At 60.1% G+C, this 13429-nt stretch carries 20 protein-coding genes; 16 read left to right on the top strand and 4 right to left on the bottom strand.

The window, feature by feature from the left end; all coding sequences use genetic code 11:
* From BTE54_RS22145 to BTE54_RS22120, 7 genes are all read left to right on the top strand, one after another.
* Complete coding sequence (locus BTE54_RS22145) at nt 1-1653, top strand: acyl-CoA dehydrogenase family protein (protein ID WP_078054003.1); 1653 nt, start codon at nt 1-3, stop codon at nt 1651-1653.
* A gap of 137 nt (nt 1654-1790) precedes the next feature.
* Nucleotides 1791-2402: a GNAT family N-acetyltransferase gene (locus BTE54_RS22140; protein WP_020808933.1), complete on the top strand. Its 612-nt coding sequence runs from the start codon at nt 1791-1793 to the stop codon at nt 2400-2402.
* Between the two features lie 63 nt (nt 2403-2465).
* Nucleotides 2466-2762 (top strand): type II toxin-antitoxin system ParD family antitoxin, encoded by a 297-nt coding sequence (locus BTE54_RS22135; protein WP_059752717.1) that lies wholly within the window; start codon nt 2466-2468, stop codon nt 2760-2762.
* Nucleotides 2759-3133: a type II toxin-antitoxin system RelE/ParE family toxin gene (locus BTE54_RS22130; protein ID WP_078054002.1), complete on the top strand. Its 375-nt coding sequence runs from the start codon at nt 2759-2761 to the stop codon at nt 3131-3133. Before BTE54_RS22135 ends, BTE54_RS22130 begins: the two co-directional genes overlap by 4 nt.
* 121 nt (nt 3134-3254) lie before the next feature.
* Nucleotides 3255-3899 carry a TetR/AcrR family transcriptional regulator gene (locus BTE54_RS22125; protein WP_003521480.1) on the top strand — a complete coding sequence of 215 codons (645 nt, stop codon included), beginning with the start codon at nt 3255-3257 and terminating at the stop codon, nt 3897-3899.
* 272 nt (nt 3900-4171) lie between these two features.
* Entirely contained in the window at nt 4172-4306 is a 135-nt protein-coding gene (locus BTE54_RS25460; protein ID WP_256366667.1) for a hypothetical protein, read from the top strand.
* Nucleotides 4303-4620 (top strand): DUF6105 family protein, encoded by a 318-nt coding sequence (locus BTE54_RS22120; protein WP_003521478.1) that lies wholly within the window; start codon nt 4303-4305, stop codon nt 4618-4620. The genes BTE54_RS25460 and BTE54_RS22120 overlap by 4 nt, the downstream gene beginning before the upstream one ends.
* Here the strand turns inward: BTE54_RS22120 and ruvX are convergent.
* Nucleotides 4572-5051 (bottom strand): Holliday junction resolvase RuvX, encoded by a 480-nt coding sequence (gene ruvX, locus BTE54_RS22115; RefSeq protein WP_003521476.1) that lies wholly within the window; start codon nt 5049-5051, stop codon nt 4572-4574. The genes BTE54_RS22120 and ruvX overlap by 49 nt on opposite strands.
* A gap of 14 nt (nt 5052-5065) precedes the next feature.
* Nucleotides 5066-5368, bottom strand: coding sequence for an alkylphosphonate utilization protein (locus tag BTE54_RS22110; protein WP_065653964.1), 303 nt, complete (start codon nt 5366-5368; stop codon nt 5066-5068).
* A gap of 84 nt (nt 5369-5452) precedes the next feature.
* Here BTE54_RS22110 and BTE54_RS22105 point away from each other — a divergent pair, with 84 nt between their 5' ends.
* The 3 genes from BTE54_RS22105 to gatA all read left to right on the top strand — a co-directional run bounded on the left by BTE54_RS22105 (nt 5453) and on the right by gatA (nt 8105).
* Nucleotides 5453-6157: a metal-dependent hydrolase gene (locus tag BTE54_RS22105; RefSeq protein ID WP_065653963.1), complete on the top strand. Its 705-nt coding sequence runs from the start codon at nt 5453-5455 to the stop codon at nt 6155-6157.
* 124 nt (nt 6158-6281) lie between these two features.
* Nucleotides 6282-6569, top strand: coding sequence for an Asp-tRNA(Asn)/Glu-tRNA(Gln) amidotransferase subunit GatC (gene gatC / locus BTE54_RS22100; RefSeq protein ID WP_003521472.1), 288 nt, complete (start codon nt 6282-6284; stop codon nt 6567-6569).
* Nucleotides 6570-6623: 54 nt separating this feature from the next.
* Nucleotides 6624-8105: an Asp-tRNA(Asn)/Glu-tRNA(Gln) amidotransferase subunit GatA gene (gene gatA, locus BTE54_RS22095; RefSeq protein WP_065653962.1), complete on the top strand. Its 1482-nt coding sequence runs from the start codon at nt 6624-6626 to the stop codon at nt 8103-8105.
* Between the two features lie 58 nt (nt 8106-8163).
* Here gatA and BTE54_RS22090 read toward each other — a convergent pair whose 3' ends face one another.
* A complete protein-coding gene (locus BTE54_RS22090) occupies nt 8164-8421 on the bottom strand; it encodes a YjhX family toxin (RefSeq protein WP_003521470.1) in 258 nt (85 codons plus the stop codon).
* 274 nt (nt 8422-8695) lie between these two features.
* Between BTE54_RS22090 and BTE54_RS22085 the strand changes: the two genes are divergently transcribed.
* Complete coding sequence (locus BTE54_RS22085) at nt 8696-9205, top strand: GNAT family N-acetyltransferase (RefSeq protein ID WP_078054273.1); 510 nt, start codon at nt 8696-8698, stop codon at nt 9203-9205.
* On the opposite strand, the gene BTE54_RS22080 is transcribed toward BTE54_RS22085, so the two are convergent.
* Nucleotides 9187-9519, bottom strand: a complete 333-nt coding sequence (locus BTE54_RS22080; RefSeq protein ID WP_198939228.1) for a DUF1294 domain-containing protein — start codon at nt 9517-9519, stop codon at nt 9187-9189. The two genes, BTE54_RS22085 and BTE54_RS22080, sit on opposite strands and share 19 nt — an antisense overlap.
* A 151-nt stretch (nt 9520-9670) precedes the next feature.
* Here BTE54_RS22080 and gatB point away from each other — a divergent pair, with 151 nt between their 5' ends.
* The 5 genes from gatB to BTE54_RS22055 all read left to right on the top strand — a co-directional run bounded on the left by gatB (nt 9671) and on the right by BTE54_RS22055 (nt 13428).
* On the top strand, nt 9671-11176 hold the full coding sequence (gene gatB / locus BTE54_RS22075; protein WP_078054000.1) for an Asp-tRNA(Asn)/Glu-tRNA(Gln) amidotransferase subunit GatB: 1506 nt from the start codon (nt 9671-9673) through the stop codon (nt 11174-11176).
* Between the two features lie 206 nt (nt 11177-11382).
* The gene (locus BTE54_RS22070; protein ID WP_065653959.1) at nt 11383-11880 is read left to right on the top strand and encodes a GNAT family N-acetyltransferase; all 498 of its coding nucleotides are present in this window, start codon (nt 11383-11385) and stop codon (nt 11878-11880) included.
* Entirely contained in the window at nt 11877-12350 is a 474-nt protein-coding gene (locus BTE54_RS22065; protein WP_078053999.1) for a GNAT family N-acetyltransferase, read from the top strand. The genes BTE54_RS22070 and BTE54_RS22065 overlap by 4 nt, the downstream gene beginning before the upstream one ends.
* A 109-nt stretch (nt 12351-12459) precedes the next feature.
* Nucleotides 12460-12858 (top strand): NADH:ubiquinone oxidoreductase subunit NDUFA12, encoded by a 399-nt coding sequence (locus BTE54_RS22060; RefSeq protein ID WP_003521463.1) that lies wholly within the window; start codon nt 12460-12462, stop codon nt 12856-12858.
* A gap of 132 nt (nt 12859-12990) precedes the next feature.
* Complete coding sequence (locus BTE54_RS22055) at nt 12991-13428, top strand: DUF2155 domain-containing protein (protein WP_065653957.1); 438 nt, start codon at nt 12991-12993, stop codon at nt 13426-13428.
* The last annotated feature ends 1 nt before the right edge of the window (nt 13429 follow it).

Here is a 13429-nt window from a genome sequence, read left to right as displayed (position 1 = left end):
ATGACCCAGAATTCCCGGACAGAAGAAACGCTCGCCGAACTGAACCAGCCAAGCCTCTGGTCCGGTATCAACGCCTATCGTTCCGATCCGCTGATCGTCGACCTCACTTCCGGACTGTCGCGCAATCTAAGGGATGAGTTCGACCAGCTCGGCCGCTACGTCACGTCGCATGAGGCGCAGGAGCTGGCGCGCATGGCCAATCGGGGCGTGCCGCAGCTGCATACCCACGGCCCGCGTGGCGAGCGTCTGGATCAGGTGGAGTTCCACCCCGCCTGGCACGCGCTGATGCGCCGTTCCATGTCGTCAGGCCTGCATTCCAGCGTCTGGGAAAATTCTCCCGATACGCGCGGCAATGAGCACAAGGCCCGCGCCACGAAATTCTACCTGACCTCGCAGCTTGAGGCCGGGCATCTTTGCCCGCTCACCATGACCAGCGCCTCCGTCGCCGCCATCATGGCTTCGCCGCGCGTGCAGAAGGAATGGGCGCCGAAGATTCTCTCGCGCAAATATGATTCCTCGCAGAAACCGGCCCTGCAGAAAACCGCCGTCACCATTGGCATGGGCATGACGGAAAAACAGGGCGGCACGGATGTGCGCGCCAACCGCACCACGGCGGAGCGGGTGGGCGAGGGCATCTATCGCCTGTCCGGTCACAAGTGGTTCCTCTCCGCGCCGATGAGCGACGGTTTCGTCATGCTCGCCCAGATGGGCGACGGCATGGGCTGCTTCCTCGTGCCGCGTTATCTGGAGGATGGCTCAAAGAACGGCCTGCATTTCCAGCGCCTCAAGGACAAGCTCGGCAACCGCTCCAACGCATCCGCCGAAGTCGAATTCACCGATGCCTTCGGTTATCTGCTGGGCGATCCCGGCAGCGGCATCCGTACGATCCTCGACATGGTGACGCTGACGCGGCTCGATTGCGCGCTTGCCTCCGCCGGCATGATGCGCGCCTCGCTAGCCGAAGCCGTGCATTATGCCCGAGGCCGTTCTGTTTTCGGCAAGATGCTGGTCACACAGCCGATCATGACGCGTGTTCTCGCCGACATGGCACTGGATGTGGCGGCGGCCACTGCGCTCTCCTTCCGGCTGGCGACCGCATTCGACGCCGCCCGCAACAATCCGGCCGAGGCCGCCTATGCGCGGGTGATGACGCCCATCGTGAAATACTGGTGCTGCAAGATTGCGCCGGCGCTTATCTATGAGGCCATGGAGTGCCTTGGCGGCAACGGTTACGTGGAAGAGCGGCCGATTGCCCGCCACTATCGCGAAGCGCCCGTCAACGCCATCTGGGAAGGCTCCGGCAACGTCATGGCGCTGGATGTGCTGCGGGTTCTCCAGCGCGGCAAGGATCTGTTCGATCTCGTCTTCCAGACGCTGGAGCGCGATCTGGGTGCAGCCGGCAAAAAGACCACCGACGTGCTGCGCGCCGCAATCGCCCTTGCCGAACGTGACGAGGGAGCGGCCCGCCTGCTGGTGGAGCAGTTCGCGCTTGCGGCCGCTGCCGCCGAGCTTTGCCGTCTCGGCGCCGGCAAGATTGCCGATGCCTTCCTCGAGACCCGTCTCGCGGGCGGCTGGCGGCATACTTACGGCATGCTCGATTCCCGCTTCGATCCGAATTATATAATCGATCTTCTTTATCCGCCTGCATCTTGACCGATGCTTGCGGATGAAGGTTTTGCAGTCCCGGCGGGAGGGGTCTCGGATTTGAAAAACAGCAATGGCGTAAAGCGTGTTCTGATCTGTCGTGACACTTTCGCGCATCGATGCGCGGCAAGGGAAGGCGGCTGCCAATGCTGACCTTCCGTTCCGCCCGCGCCGAGGATGAAGACGCGCTCTACGCCATAAGCCTTGCAACCGGCGATGCCGGGCAGGACGCCACCGCCCTTTACAATGACGGCCGCATGGTCGGGCATATCTATTCCGTCCCCTATCTGCATCTCTGGCCCGATGCCGTTTTCGTGGCGGAGGATGAGGAAGGTGTGTGCGGTTATATCGTCGGCGCACTCGATACGGCGGTGCACGAAGAGCGGCTGGAGCGGGAATGGTGGCCGCATCTGCGCAGCCTTTATCCCGATCCCGGCGGCGACCAGCAGACATGGGACGCCGACCAGCGCCGCGCCCAGTTCATCCACCATCCGCGCCGCACACCCGCCTGGCTCACCGATCCGTTTCCGGCCCATATCCACATGAACCTCCTGCCGCGCACGCAGGGCAAGGGCGGCGGCACCCGGCTTCTGTCGCGCTGGCTCGATATGGCGAGACAGAACAACGTCTACGGCATCCACCTCGGCGCCAGCGAACGCAACCATGCGGGCATGCGCTTCTGGGAAACCCGCGGGTTCAAACGCCTTGAAAGCCACGAAACGCCGGGCAGCGTATGGTTCGGCATGGCGCTGGAGTAATATTGGCAGATTATGCCAATCGGTGGTATTGTTGGACGTCGCTAATATCTGGTGGAGGCTCTGATGCCGACGCGTAACGTCGTTCTGACACAGCATCACGAAGAGATCATAGACGAACTCGTTAAATCTGGCCGCTATCAAAATGCCAGCGAAGTGCTGCGCGAGGGCTTACGATTGATTGAAAGGCGCGAGCGCCTTGAGGTGACCAGATTGGAAGCCTTGAGGGTGGCGGCGCAACAGGGCTTCGCAGACCTTGATCAAGGCCGTTTTACGGATGTGGCGGAGGATGATCTCGACGACTTCATTTCCGCTCTCGGGCGCGACGCTGAAGCGCGCCTTGCCAAATCTGATAAGGCATGACGAAGTATCGTCTGTCCGAAGCCGCGCAATCGGACATTATTGAAATTCTTGGATGGACCCACGCGACATTTGGGGTCGCAGCGAGAAAACGCTACGAAAAATTGCTTGTCACGGCGCTGCGTGATGTTGCGCGGGATCCGTTTCGCACCGGAACAAGTCTCCGCCCGGAAGTGGCAGACGATGTACGCAGCTACCATCTCCGTTACAGCCGGGAGAGGGCGAGAGGTGAAACCGGCCTGGTTAAATATCCGAGGCATCTGCTGCTTTATCGCGTGTTGAATCCCGATTTGGTGGGCATCGGTCGCATTCTTCATGATTCCATGGAGATCGAGCGGCATCTCCCGGTTGACTATGGAGATGTCAGCGGCTGAAAACGCATGGTGTCACCTTCATCCACAAAAACCTTCCGTCCATCCGCCCCGCCACGTTGTTCTTCCCTTCATGCTTTGTTAACCCGTTGAGAGAGGCCTTTCAAAACACGGGTAGGGAATCATGCTGGCGACCGCAGAGGCGATTTCAGCCGACAGACCGGAAAAGCGCATCAAGGATCGCGCTCAGACCGAGAAGGCGATTTTTAATGCGGCGCGGTCGCTGCTTGCCGAAGAGGGATTTCAGGGTTTTGGCATCAATGCCGTTGCCCGCCGCGCCGGCTGCGACAAGCAGCTCATCTACCGTTATTTCGGCGGCCTCGATGGCCTGATCGAGGCGATCGGCGAGGACCTCGGTTCCTGGGTGAAGGATCGCATTCCGGAAGATACCGGCGGCATGTTCCTTTTGACCTATGGCGACCTCATGGAAAAGCTGGCGCTTTATTTCATGGATGCGCTACGCAGCGATCCTCTCGTCTGCAAGATCATTGCCTGGGAAGTGTCTGACGGTTCACCGCAGGTGAGACAGCTTGCCGAAGCCCGCGCCAAATCGCTGGGCAAGTGGCTGGAGCGGATGCGCGGTTCGCTGGCGGCGCCGAAGGGTGTGGATACAGCGGCGGTCAATGCCGTACTGTTCGCTGCCATTCAGCACCTCGTCATTTCCGCTGCGACCAGCGGTCAGTTCGCTGGCGTACCGCTGAAATCAGACCGGGACTGGGACAAGATAGCCACTGCCGTCAAAAGGCTGGTGCGCGGCGTTTACGGCTGAACCGGTTTCGCAGGCGGAAGACAGTCGCGCCTGGACCTGCGCATTAAAGAAAAATCAGTCATGTTTTCATCGGGCCGGCAAACGCGCGGCGCATCCGGCCGTCCACGCGATCACGTTTTTATCCACATGCCGGCCGCCGTCGTTAACCATAATGACAGCTTTCATTTGCCTCGCCATGGCTGCCGGTCCAGTGTGATTAACGAAATGTTAACCATGCGCAATGACTGCGCATAAGGGAGCCGCAAGTGAGCCGCTGGACAGCTTTAGGCGTCATGATGACGTTTTTTGTGATGCTGCCGTTGGATATCGACGCGCCGGCGCTGAACCTCTGCCTTATGGCCGTGGTGCGCTGGGCGGTGCTTGCCGGCGTTCCCGATACGATGTTTGTGCGGGGGCAGGCGGCATGAAGTGGTTTCTGATCCTCTGGGCCGGTCCCGTTGCGCTGCTGGGCAGCTGGTACTGGCTTTCCTATTACGACATGAGCTTCGGCTTCTACATGCTCACACGCCAGACCCATGATCTGGTGTTCGAGATTTACGGCAATATTCTCGGCCTGCCGCCGGAAAGCCTGCCGCCCCTGGTGGCACGCGCCATTGCCGTCGACAGCCTGATCGTTTTTGCGATTCTCGCCTTCCGCAAGAGAAAGCAGATTGCGGCCTGGTGGCAGGGCCGTCAGTCGGCCGCGCGGGTGAGTGCGGAAAGCCTGTCCAGCGCGCCCTGAAGAATGAAGCTCGCGGCGGCTGAATCGATGCGTTCGGCCCGCTTTGCGCGTGAGACGTCCATTTCCAGCAATGCGCGCTCGGCCGCGACCGTCGAAAGCCGCTCATCCCAGAAAATGAAGGGCAGGGCGGTTTTTTCGCCCATCGTCCGCACAAAGGCGCGCGTCGCCTGCACGCGGGGACCGGCCGAACCATCCATGTTCATCGGCAGGCCGATGATGAAGGCGAAAACTTTTTCCTTTTCGGCAAAGGCCAGCAGCACTTCCGCATCCTGCGTGAATTTCACCCGTTTGATGACGGGGCGCGGCGTTGCGAAACGCCGCGACAGGTCCGACATGGCAAGCCCGATCGTCTTCGTGCCAAGGTCGAGGCCGGCAATCGCCTGTCCCGGCTGAAGCGCCTGCGCCAGTTCCTCAATGGTGAGTGTTGCCATGTGGCGTGTTGTCCTTATCGTTTGCGGACGAATTCGGTGCGCAGCACCAGCCCCTTCACCGCATCATGTTTGCAATCGATCTCTTCCGGATTATCGGTCAGGCGGATCGACTTGATGACGGTGCCCTGCTTGATGACCGTGCTGGTGCCCTTGACCTTCAAATCCTTGATGAGGGTGACGGAATCGCCATCCGCCAGCACATTGCCCGCCGCATCGCGCACTTCATTCGTACGCGCCGCTTCTGCTGCCAGCTCGGAGGCCGGTCGCCATTCACCGGTCGCCTCGTCATACACGTACTCGTCATCATTTGCGGCCATGGTCGCCTCTCTTAAATATTGGTAGTGCGGTTGTTCAGGCCGTCCTATGTCATAATATACCGGCAATACAAAGGAGAACTTCCCATGAAAATCACCTGGCTCGGCCATTCCGCCTTCCGCCTCGAAAACGGCAGCGCGAAGATACTCATCGATCCGTTCTTCACCGGTAACCCCGGTTTTGTCGGACAGGATGGAAAGTCGGCAGCCGAAGGCATCACCCATATTCTCCTGACCCACGGCCATGGCGACCATGTCGGCGATACCGTCCAGCTTGCCCGCGAAACCGGCGCGACCGTTCTTGCCAATGCCGATCTTGCCGCCTGGCTTTCCGCCAAGGGCGTCGCGAAGGTCGATATGGGCAATACCGGCGGCACGGTGCATTTCGATGGTTTTTCCGTCACCTTCACCAATGCGCTGCATTCCTCCGCCCAGATCACCGAAGACGGCGTCTCCCATTCGCTCGGCAATGCCAACGGTCTGATGCTGCATTTCGAAGATGGCCCGGCCGTCTATCACATGGGCGATACCGACATCTTTTCCGACATGAAACTCATCAATGAACTGCATCAGCCGGATATCGGCCTTGTGCCGATCGGTGACCGCTTCACCATGGGCGGAGCCGTCGCCGCGCTCGCATGCCAGCGCTTCTTCAATTTCGGCAATGTCATTCCCTGCCATTACGGTTCCTTCCCGATCATCGACCAGACGCCGGAGAAGTTCGTGGCCGGCATGGAAGGGGCGCAAGCGCGCGTCCACACGCCGAAGGCCGGCGATACGCTGTCCTTCTGACATTTTGCCCGTGCATGTCGCGACCGCAAACCGCCATACAGTTTGGCGCGACATGCTTTCTACCGTTGCGAATGACGGACATGGTGATTATAGCGAATGGGAAATATCCCATCGGAGTAGAACCATGTCCGTCGATCTCGCCACCGTAAAGCGCGTTGCGCGCCTTGCCCGTATCGCAGTCAGCGAAGAAGAAGCACAGAATATGCTCGGCCAGCTGAACGGCATACTCGGTTTCGTGGAGCAGCTTTCGGAAGTGAATGTCGACGGCGTCGAGCCGATGACCTCGGTGACCCCGGTGGACATGAAAAAACGCGCCGACGTGGTGACCGACGGCAACAAGGCGGAAGACATTGTCGCCAACGCGCCTGCGACCGACCGGGACTTCTTCATGGTCCCGAAAGTGGTCGAATAAGCCGACCGCCTCTGCCGCCCGATTTTTCCAAGATTTCGAAAGCCGTTGCCGACCATGACCGACCTGACGAGCCTGACCATTGCCGAAGCCCGCGAAAAGCTGAAGGCCAAAGAATTTTCCGCCCTCGAGCTGACCGACGCCTATCTCTCCGCCATCGATGCGGCCAACGGCGCGCTGAACGCCTATGTGGCGACGACGCCTGAAAAGGCGCGCGACATGGCGAAAGCCTCCGACGAACGCATCGCCGCCGGCAAGGCTGGCGAGCTGGAAGGCGTTCCGCTCGGCGTGAAGGACCTTTTCGCCACCCGTGACGTGCACACGCAGGCGTGTTCGCATGTTCTCGATGGCTTCAAGCCGAAATATGAATCCACCGTTACCCAGAACCTCTGGGATCAGGGCGCCGTCATGCTCGGCAAGCTCAACATGGACGAATTCGCCATGGGCTCGTCCAATGAAAGCTCCTGGTACGGCCCGGCCATCAACCCGTGGCGCGCCAATGGTTCCGACCAGAAGCTGGTGCCCGGTGGCTCTTCGGGCGGTTCGGCCGCAGCCGTGGCCGCGCATCTCTGCGCCGGCGCGACCGCAACCGATACCGGCGGCTCCATCCGCCAGCCGGCAGCCTTCACCGGCACCGTCGGCATCAAGCCCACCTATGGCCGCTGCTCGCGCTTCGGCATCGTCGCTTATGCTTCCTCGCTCGATCAGGCAGGCCCGATTGCCCGTGACGTGCGTGATGCCGCGATCCTGCTGAAGACGATGGCAAGCGTCGACGCCAAGGACACGACCTCCGTCGACCTGCCGGTGCCGGACTACGAAAAGGCCATCGGTCAGTCGCTCAAGGGCCTGAAGATCGGTATTCCGAAGGAATATCGCGTCGACGGCATGCCGGAAGAAATCGAAAAGCTCTGGGCCAAGGGCGTCGAGTGGCTGCGTGATGCCGGTGCCGAGGTCATCGATATCTCGCTGCCGCACACCAAATACGCGCTGCCCGCTTATTACATCGTCGCGCCGGCGGAAGCCTCGTCTAACCTTGCCCGTTATGACGGCGTCCGTTACGGTCTGCGCGTCGACGGCAAGGACATTGCCGACATGTACGAAAAGAGCCGCGCCGCCGGTTTCGGTAAGGAAGTGCAGCGCCGCATCATGGTCGGCACCTATGTGCTGTCCGCCGGTTATTATGACGCCTATTACCTGAAGGCGCAGAAGGTCCGCACCCTCATCAAGCGCGATTTCGAAAACGTCTTCCACGAAGGCGTCGACGCCATTCTGGCGCCGATCACCCCGTCTTCCGCCTTTGCAGTCGGTGACGAGGAACTCGCTTCCGATCCGGTGAAGATGTACCTGCAGGACGTTTTCACCATCACGGTCAACATGGCCGGTCTTCCTGGCCTCTCGGTTCCGGCCGGCCTCGACGGCAAGGGCCTGCCGCTTGGCCTCCAGCTCATCGGCAAGCCTTTCGAGGAGGAAACGCTGTTCAAGACGGCGCATGCCATCGAGCAGGCAGCCGGTAAGTTCACCCCTGCCAAGTGGTGGTAAGCGGATTCACCAAGCTCTCTACACAAACGGGCGGCATTGAATGCCGCCCGTTTGTTTTTCATCGATTGTCCAGCTCGCCCCGCACGAGTTCCAGCCCGCGCGTCGTGATGCGGTAGGGTTTGCCGCCGGAAGAGGCGATGGCTCTCTTCCGTTTCAGTTTGCGGAAGGTGAGGAGATCGAGGCCGCTGAAAATCCAGCCGTCACGCGTGTAAAGCGCGAGTTTTTCGATTTTGTGGGCGTCGTCTCGAACGAGTTCAATTCTGCCGCCCTGGGCGAGCAGGTGAAGAATGCGCTGTTCGGCGCGGGAAATGTCCATTTTTGGAAGTCCGGTCGGCGTCATATAGACGCGTGAAAGCAAATCCGGGTGCGGTTAGGGCATCCGGCTCGGTTTCAGCATGGCCCGGCGCGCAATAAACTTGCGGGCAGGGCCTTTACCGGGACTCCGATTGAGCGAACATAAAAACTCCGTTCTTGCTCCTTTTGGGTAGCGGGCAAAGCCGAGGCGGTCAAGTCCCGCCAGGCGCGAGAAAACCATGCTGGTCGAATCGCCTTGGCAATGGTTTAATTTCAACGGCCATGGAGGGCGCGGCTTGATCGTCATTCGCAATGCGCATGAGCAGGAAGCGGAGGTTCTGGCGGCCATCGGCCTCAGGGCATGGCGACAGGCAATCGCGGCTCTCGGCATCACCCCGACCCTTTACGACAATGCGGCCAGCGCCTTTTCCAATTTTACCCGCTCGTCATGGCTGGCGATCAGGGTGGCGGAGTTTGGCGGCTCGGTTGCCGGATGGGCGGCGCGGGAGCATTTCGACGAGACGATTTCCGATTTCTGGATCGATCCTGATTTTCAGCGCAGAGGTGTCGGCAGTCACCTGCTGGGCGATGTCGAAAGGCTGATTGAGGACAGGGGGTTCGAGACCATCCGGCTTGAAACCCATGCCCAGAATGAGCCGGCCGTCGCCTTTTTCCGCCACCATGGCTATAGCGTCCGCTGGCTCTCCGTCTCCTATGCGCCGAAACTCGACCGCGAAGTGCAGTCGGTAGGCCTGCAGAAGCAATTGGCCGAGGTCGAGAGCGGTCTTTATGGGCCGGCTTTCTGAGACAGAGTTTGCAGAGCGTCCACCAGCCGCATCGGCCAGTCCGGCATGATGGCGAGCGATGCGACAAGGCCTACCTGCAATATCACAATCGATATCAGGATGCTGCGGAACGGTTCCTTGCGCGTTTTATGCCGCAGCAGCCGTTGTGCCAAGATTGCGCCCAGGCTGCCGCCGATGAGCGCAAGCGATAACAGCGTGCTTTCCCGGATGCGCCATCCGCCATTTCTCGCCGCTTCCTTGTCCCACCAATAGACAAGAAAGACGAAAAGATTGAAGGCGATATAGGTTATGAAACAGAGAGCGACCGTCACCATGATGTGAATTGAAACCGGGAAGCGTAAAAAACGCGTATCCTCTATCGGCGAAAATCCCGGGCCTGGCGTGAGAGGGTGCAAGATGTCTTGCGCCCGCGCTCCATTTGTTCTACCCACCAAGGCCAAAGAACCCGTATATCGTGAGCTTCAGATGACCCTTGTAGACGTGCGCACCCCCGACCCGAAACGCTTCATTCCCGGCGCCACCGGCGATTGGGAAATCGTGATCGGCATGGAGGTGCATGCGCAGGTTCTCTCCAATTCCAAGCTGTTTTCCGGTGCATCGACCACCTTCGGCAATGCGCCGAATTCCAACGTGTCGCTGGTGGATGCCGCCATGCCCGGCATGCTGCCCGTCATCAACGAGGAATGCGTGAAGCAGGCGGTGCGCACCGGTCTTGGCCTGAAGGCCAAGATCAACCATCGCTCGATCTTCGACCGCAAGAATTACTTCTATCCGGACCTGCCGCAGGGCTACCAGATTTCGCAGTTCAAGGACCCGATCGTCGGTGAGGGCACCATCACCATTTCGCTCGGTCCGGACCGTCAGGGCAATTTCGAAGATATCGAAATCGGCATCGAGCGTCTGCATCTGGAGCAGGACGCCGGCAAGTCCATGCACGACCAGCACCCGACCATGTCCTTCGTGGATTTGAACCGTTCGGGCGTGGCGCTGATGGAAATCGTCTCCAAGCCGGATATGCGCTCGTCGGACGAAGCCAAGGCCTATCTCACCAAGCTGCGTTCCATCGTGCGTTATCTCGGCACCTGCGACGGCAACATGGATGAAGGCTCGATGCGCGCCGACGTCAACGTCTCCGTGCGCCGTCCGGGCGAAGGTTTCGGCACGCGCTGCGAAATCAAGAACGTCAACTCCATCCGCTTCGTCGGTCAGGCCATCGAATATGAGGCGCGCCGCCAGATCGCCATTCTGGAAGATGGCGGCGTGATCGATCAGGAAACCCGCCTGTTCGACCCCGGCAAGGGCGAGACGCGGTCCATGCGCTCCAAGGAAGATGCGCATGATTACCGTTATTTCCCCGATCCGGACCTCTTGCCGCTCGAATTCGACGATGCTTTCGTCGAGGCGCTGAAGGTCGACCTGCCGGAACTGCCCGACGACAAGAAAGCCCGTTTCGTGGCCGATCTTGGCCTGTCGGTCTATGACGCCTCGATCCTCGTTTCGGAAAAGGCGATTGCCGATTATTACGAGGCAGTCGCCGCCGGTCGCGATGCGAAGGCCGCCGCCAACTGGGTCATCAACGATCTGCTCGGGGCGCTGAACAAATCGGGCAAGGATATCGAGACGACACCGGTTTCGCCGGAACAGCTCGGTGGCATCATCGATCTCATCAAGGCCGAGACCATTTCCGGCAAGATCGCCAAGGACCTGTTCGAAATCGTCTGGAACGAGGGCGGCAACCCGGCGGAAATCGTGGAAGCCCGCGGCATGAAGCAGGTGACCGATACCGGCGCCATCGAAAAGGCCGTCGACGAGATCATCGCCGCCAACCCGGATCAGGTCGAGAAGGTGAAGGCAAAGCCGACGCTTGCCGGCTGGTTCGTCGGTCAGGTCATGAAAGCGACGGGCGGCAAGGCCAACCCGCAGGCGGTGCAGGCGCTGGTGAAGGCCAAGCTCGGTATCGAGGAAGAGTAAGCGGGCGCTGCCTTGTGCTCACAGGTATCGAGGCAGAAAGCTCTCATCCGTCATCCTCGGGCTTGTCTCGAGGATCTAACGACCCACAAGGTCCAATGTGCTCAGATCCTCGGGACAGGCCCGAGGACGACGTCGGGCACGAGGGACTGACATCACTTCTGCCGGGATCAACGCCCGGCATTTCTGTTTCAAGACGGAGCCAAATCATGTTCTTCATCCGCACGGCAAGCCTGCGTGACATCGAGCCGGTGCGCACCCTGCTCGCCACGACGTGGCACGCGACCTATGATGCGATCTATGGCGTGGACAAGGTCAACCAGTTGATTCTCGCATGGCATTCGCCGCAGGCCATGAAGGACCGCATCGAGAAAAAGGGCGGCGAGTTTCTGGTGGCTGACGACGGCAAGCGGATTGGCGGCATGGCCTATGGCTCCATGTCCACCAAGATGGCGAAGACAGCCCTGCTGCACCAGCTCTATGTCGCGCCTGACCTTCAGCGGCAGGGCGTCGGCCGCGATCTCTTCGCCGAACTGGAAACCTGTTTTCCGGATGCGGAAATCATGCGGCTGGAAGTCGAGCCTAAAAATACTGTCGCAATCGCCTTTTATGAAGGCGTCGGATTTGTCGAGGTCGACCGAATCGAGCGCATGGCGGGCATCGAGGGTCTGCCCGGCGTCGTTATGGAAAAGAGCCTGACCCGATGAATGAGAAACTTCAACAACTGATCATCCGCACGGCGCGCGAAGACGATCTTCCGGCACTCGCCGCCATTTTTGCCGCCGACGAGATCGGCGGCCACGGCGATACGGCGGAAGAATCGGCGCAGCCGGATTATCTCGCCGCTTTCCGCGCCATCGAAGCGTCGCCGAGCGAAACGCTCTATGTGGCGGAACTGGATGGCGAGGTGGTCGGCACCTTCCAGACGGCGATCCTGACCAAGCTCGTCGGGCGAGGGGCAAAGTCCATGGTGATCGAGGCGGTGCAGACGCGTGCCGACATGCGCGGCCGCGGCATCGGTGCGGTGATGATCAATCATTGCCTGGAAGAAGCCCGCCGGCAGGGCCTGAACGCCGCGCAGCTGACGTCCAACATGGCCCGGCTGGACGCTCACCGCTTCTATGAGCGGCTGGGTTTCGAGAAGCGGCATTTAGGCTTCAGGATGAAGCTGAAATAGCGCGGATATATCTCGAAATGCTGGACAATTGCCGTGAGGGGCGGCATAAGCATGTCTTGTGCCGTGCACGGAAAATCGCTGCGGCGCATTCAAGCCCGAGGAACGTAAAATGAAGACTCTCCTGACGCAAATCTTCACCTGGTGGAACGGCCAGACGATCGGAACGCGGTTTCATACCTGGCGTTTCGGCAAGAAGGTAGGACAGGACGAGTTGGGCAACACCTATTACGAAGGCGGCACCACTTCCTGGGGCATGCCGCGCCGCTGGGTGATCTACAATGGTTATGCCGAAGCGTCGGCCATTCCGCCCGGCTGGCATGGCTGGATGCATTACCGCACCGACGTGCCGCCGAGCCAGGAAAGCTATGTTGCGCGCGACTGGCAGAAGCCGCATCAGCCGAACCTCACCGGTTCCTCCAAGGCCTATCGCCCGCAGGGGTCGCTGGCCGTGGCTGGCGAGCGCCCGCGCGTGACCGGCGACTACGACGCCTGGACCCCCGGCAACTAAGCATCTTGCGATGCGCGGTGTTGTGTAAAACACCGCGCTTGCATCCGGCCTCACCGGTTTTTGCCACATTCCGCCCTTAGGCGTTGATCCGGTCGGCGGTTCGACACAGGCAAATATTTGGAGACATATCGTATGAGGAAATTCACGCGGGATCGTTCTTTGCGTGCGCTGACAGTCTCGCTGTTTGCAGCGGTCTCTGCTGTCATCCTCATTTCGCCCGTTTCTGCTGCTCGTCTTGAAAACCGCGTGGCGGTGTTTTCCGGCATCGACAAGATCACCGGCCGCATCACTTCCTTCGATGTTTATATCGATGAGACGGTGCAGTTCGGCGCGCTTCAGGTGACGCCGAAAGTCTGCTATTCCCGCGACCAGACGGAAGCGCAGAAGATCGATGCCTTCATCGAAGTGGATGAAATCACCCTCGACCGCAAGATCAAGCGGATTTTCACGGGCTGGATGTTCGCCGACAGCCCCGGCCTCAACGCCGTGGAACACCCCATCTACGACGTGTGGCTGACGGGCTGCAAGCAGGACTCGGAAGTTCCCGCTCCCTCAACGGCAAGCAAGTAAT

This window comes from Agrobacterium sp. YIC 4121 (assembly GCF_002008205.1).
Taxonomy (GTDB): domain Bacteria; phylum Pseudomonadota; class Alphaproteobacteria; order Rhizobiales; family Rhizobiaceae; genus Agrobacterium; species Agrobacterium leguminum.
Note: the sequence above shows the minus strand (reverse complement) of the source record. Positions and strands in the feature narration are given on the sequence as shown.

Excerpts from the sequence above, each read along its gene's own strand:
- BTE54_RS22125 (WP_003521480.1), top strand. The coding sequence starts at position 3,255 with ATGCTGGCGACCGCAGAGGCGATTTCAGCCGACAGACCGGAAAAGCGC.
- BTE54_RS22145 (WP_078054003.1), top strand. The coding sequence starts at position 1 with ATGACCCAGAATTCCCGGACAGAAGAAACGCTCGCCGAACTGAACCAG.
- BTE54_RS22135 (WP_059752717.1), top strand. The coding sequence starts at position 2,466 with ATGCCGACGCGTAACGTCGTTCTGACACAGCATCACGAAGAGATCATA.
- BTE54_RS22065 (WP_078053999.1), top strand. The coding sequence starts at position 11,877 with ATGAATGAGAAACTTCAACAACTGATCATCCGCACGGCGCGCGAAGAC.
- BTE54_RS22070 (WP_065653959.1), top strand. The coding sequence starts at position 11,383 with ATGTTCTTCATCCGCACGGCAAGCCTGCGTGACATCGAGCCGGTGCGC.
- BTE54_RS22060 (WP_003521463.1), top strand. The coding sequence starts at position 12,460 with ATGAAGACTCTCCTGACGCAAATCTTCACCTGGTGGAACGGCCAGACG.
- BTE54_RS22090 (WP_003521470.1), bottom strand. The coding sequence starts at position 8,421 with ATGGACATTTCCCGCGCCGAACAGCGCATTCTTCACCTGCTCGCCCAG.
- BTE54_RS22140 (WP_020808933.1), top strand. The coding sequence starts at position 1,791 with ATGCTGACCTTCCGTTCCGCCCGCGCCGAGGATGAAGACGCGCTCTAC.
- gatA (WP_065653962.1), top strand. The coding sequence starts at position 6,624 with ATGACCGACCTGACGAGCCTGACCATTGCCGAAGCCCGCGAAAAGCTG.
- BTE54_RS22120 (WP_003521478.1), top strand. The coding sequence starts at position 4,303 with ATGAAGTGGTTTCTGATCCTCTGGGCCGGTCCCGTTGCGCTGCTGGGC.
- BTE54_RS22105 (WP_065653963.1), top strand. The coding sequence starts at position 5,453 with ATGAAAATCACCTGGCTCGGCCATTCCGCCTTCCGCCTCGAAAACGGC.
- gatB (WP_078054000.1), top strand. The coding sequence starts at position 9,671 with ATGACCCTTGTAGACGTGCGCACCCCCGACCCGAAACGCTTCATTCCC.
- ruvX (WP_003521476.1), bottom strand. The coding sequence starts at position 5,051 with ATGGCAACACTCACCATTGAGGAACTGGCGCAGGCGCTTCAGCCGGGA.
- gatC (WP_003521472.1), top strand. The coding sequence starts at position 6,282 with ATGTCCGTCGATCTCGCCACCGTAAAGCGCGTTGCGCGCCTTGCCCGT.
- BTE54_RS22055 (WP_065653957.1), top strand. The coding sequence starts at position 12,991 with ATGAGGAAATTCACGCGGGATCGTTCTTTGCGTGCGCTGACAGTCTCG.
- BTE54_RS25460 (WP_256366667.1), top strand. The coding sequence starts at position 4,172 with ATGATGACGTTTTTTGTGATGCTGCCGTTGGATATCGACGCGCCGGCG.
- BTE54_RS22110 (WP_065653964.1), bottom strand. The coding sequence starts at position 5,368 with ATGGCCGCAAATGATGACGAGTACGTGTATGACGAGGCGACCGGTGAA.
- BTE54_RS22080 (WP_198939228.1), bottom strand. The coding sequence starts at position 9,519 with ATGGTGACGGTCGCTCTCTGTTTCATAACCTATATCGCCTTCAATCTT.
- BTE54_RS22130 (WP_078054002.1), top strand. The coding sequence starts at position 2,759 with ATGACGAAGTATCGTCTGTCCGAAGCCGCGCAATCGGACATTATTGAA.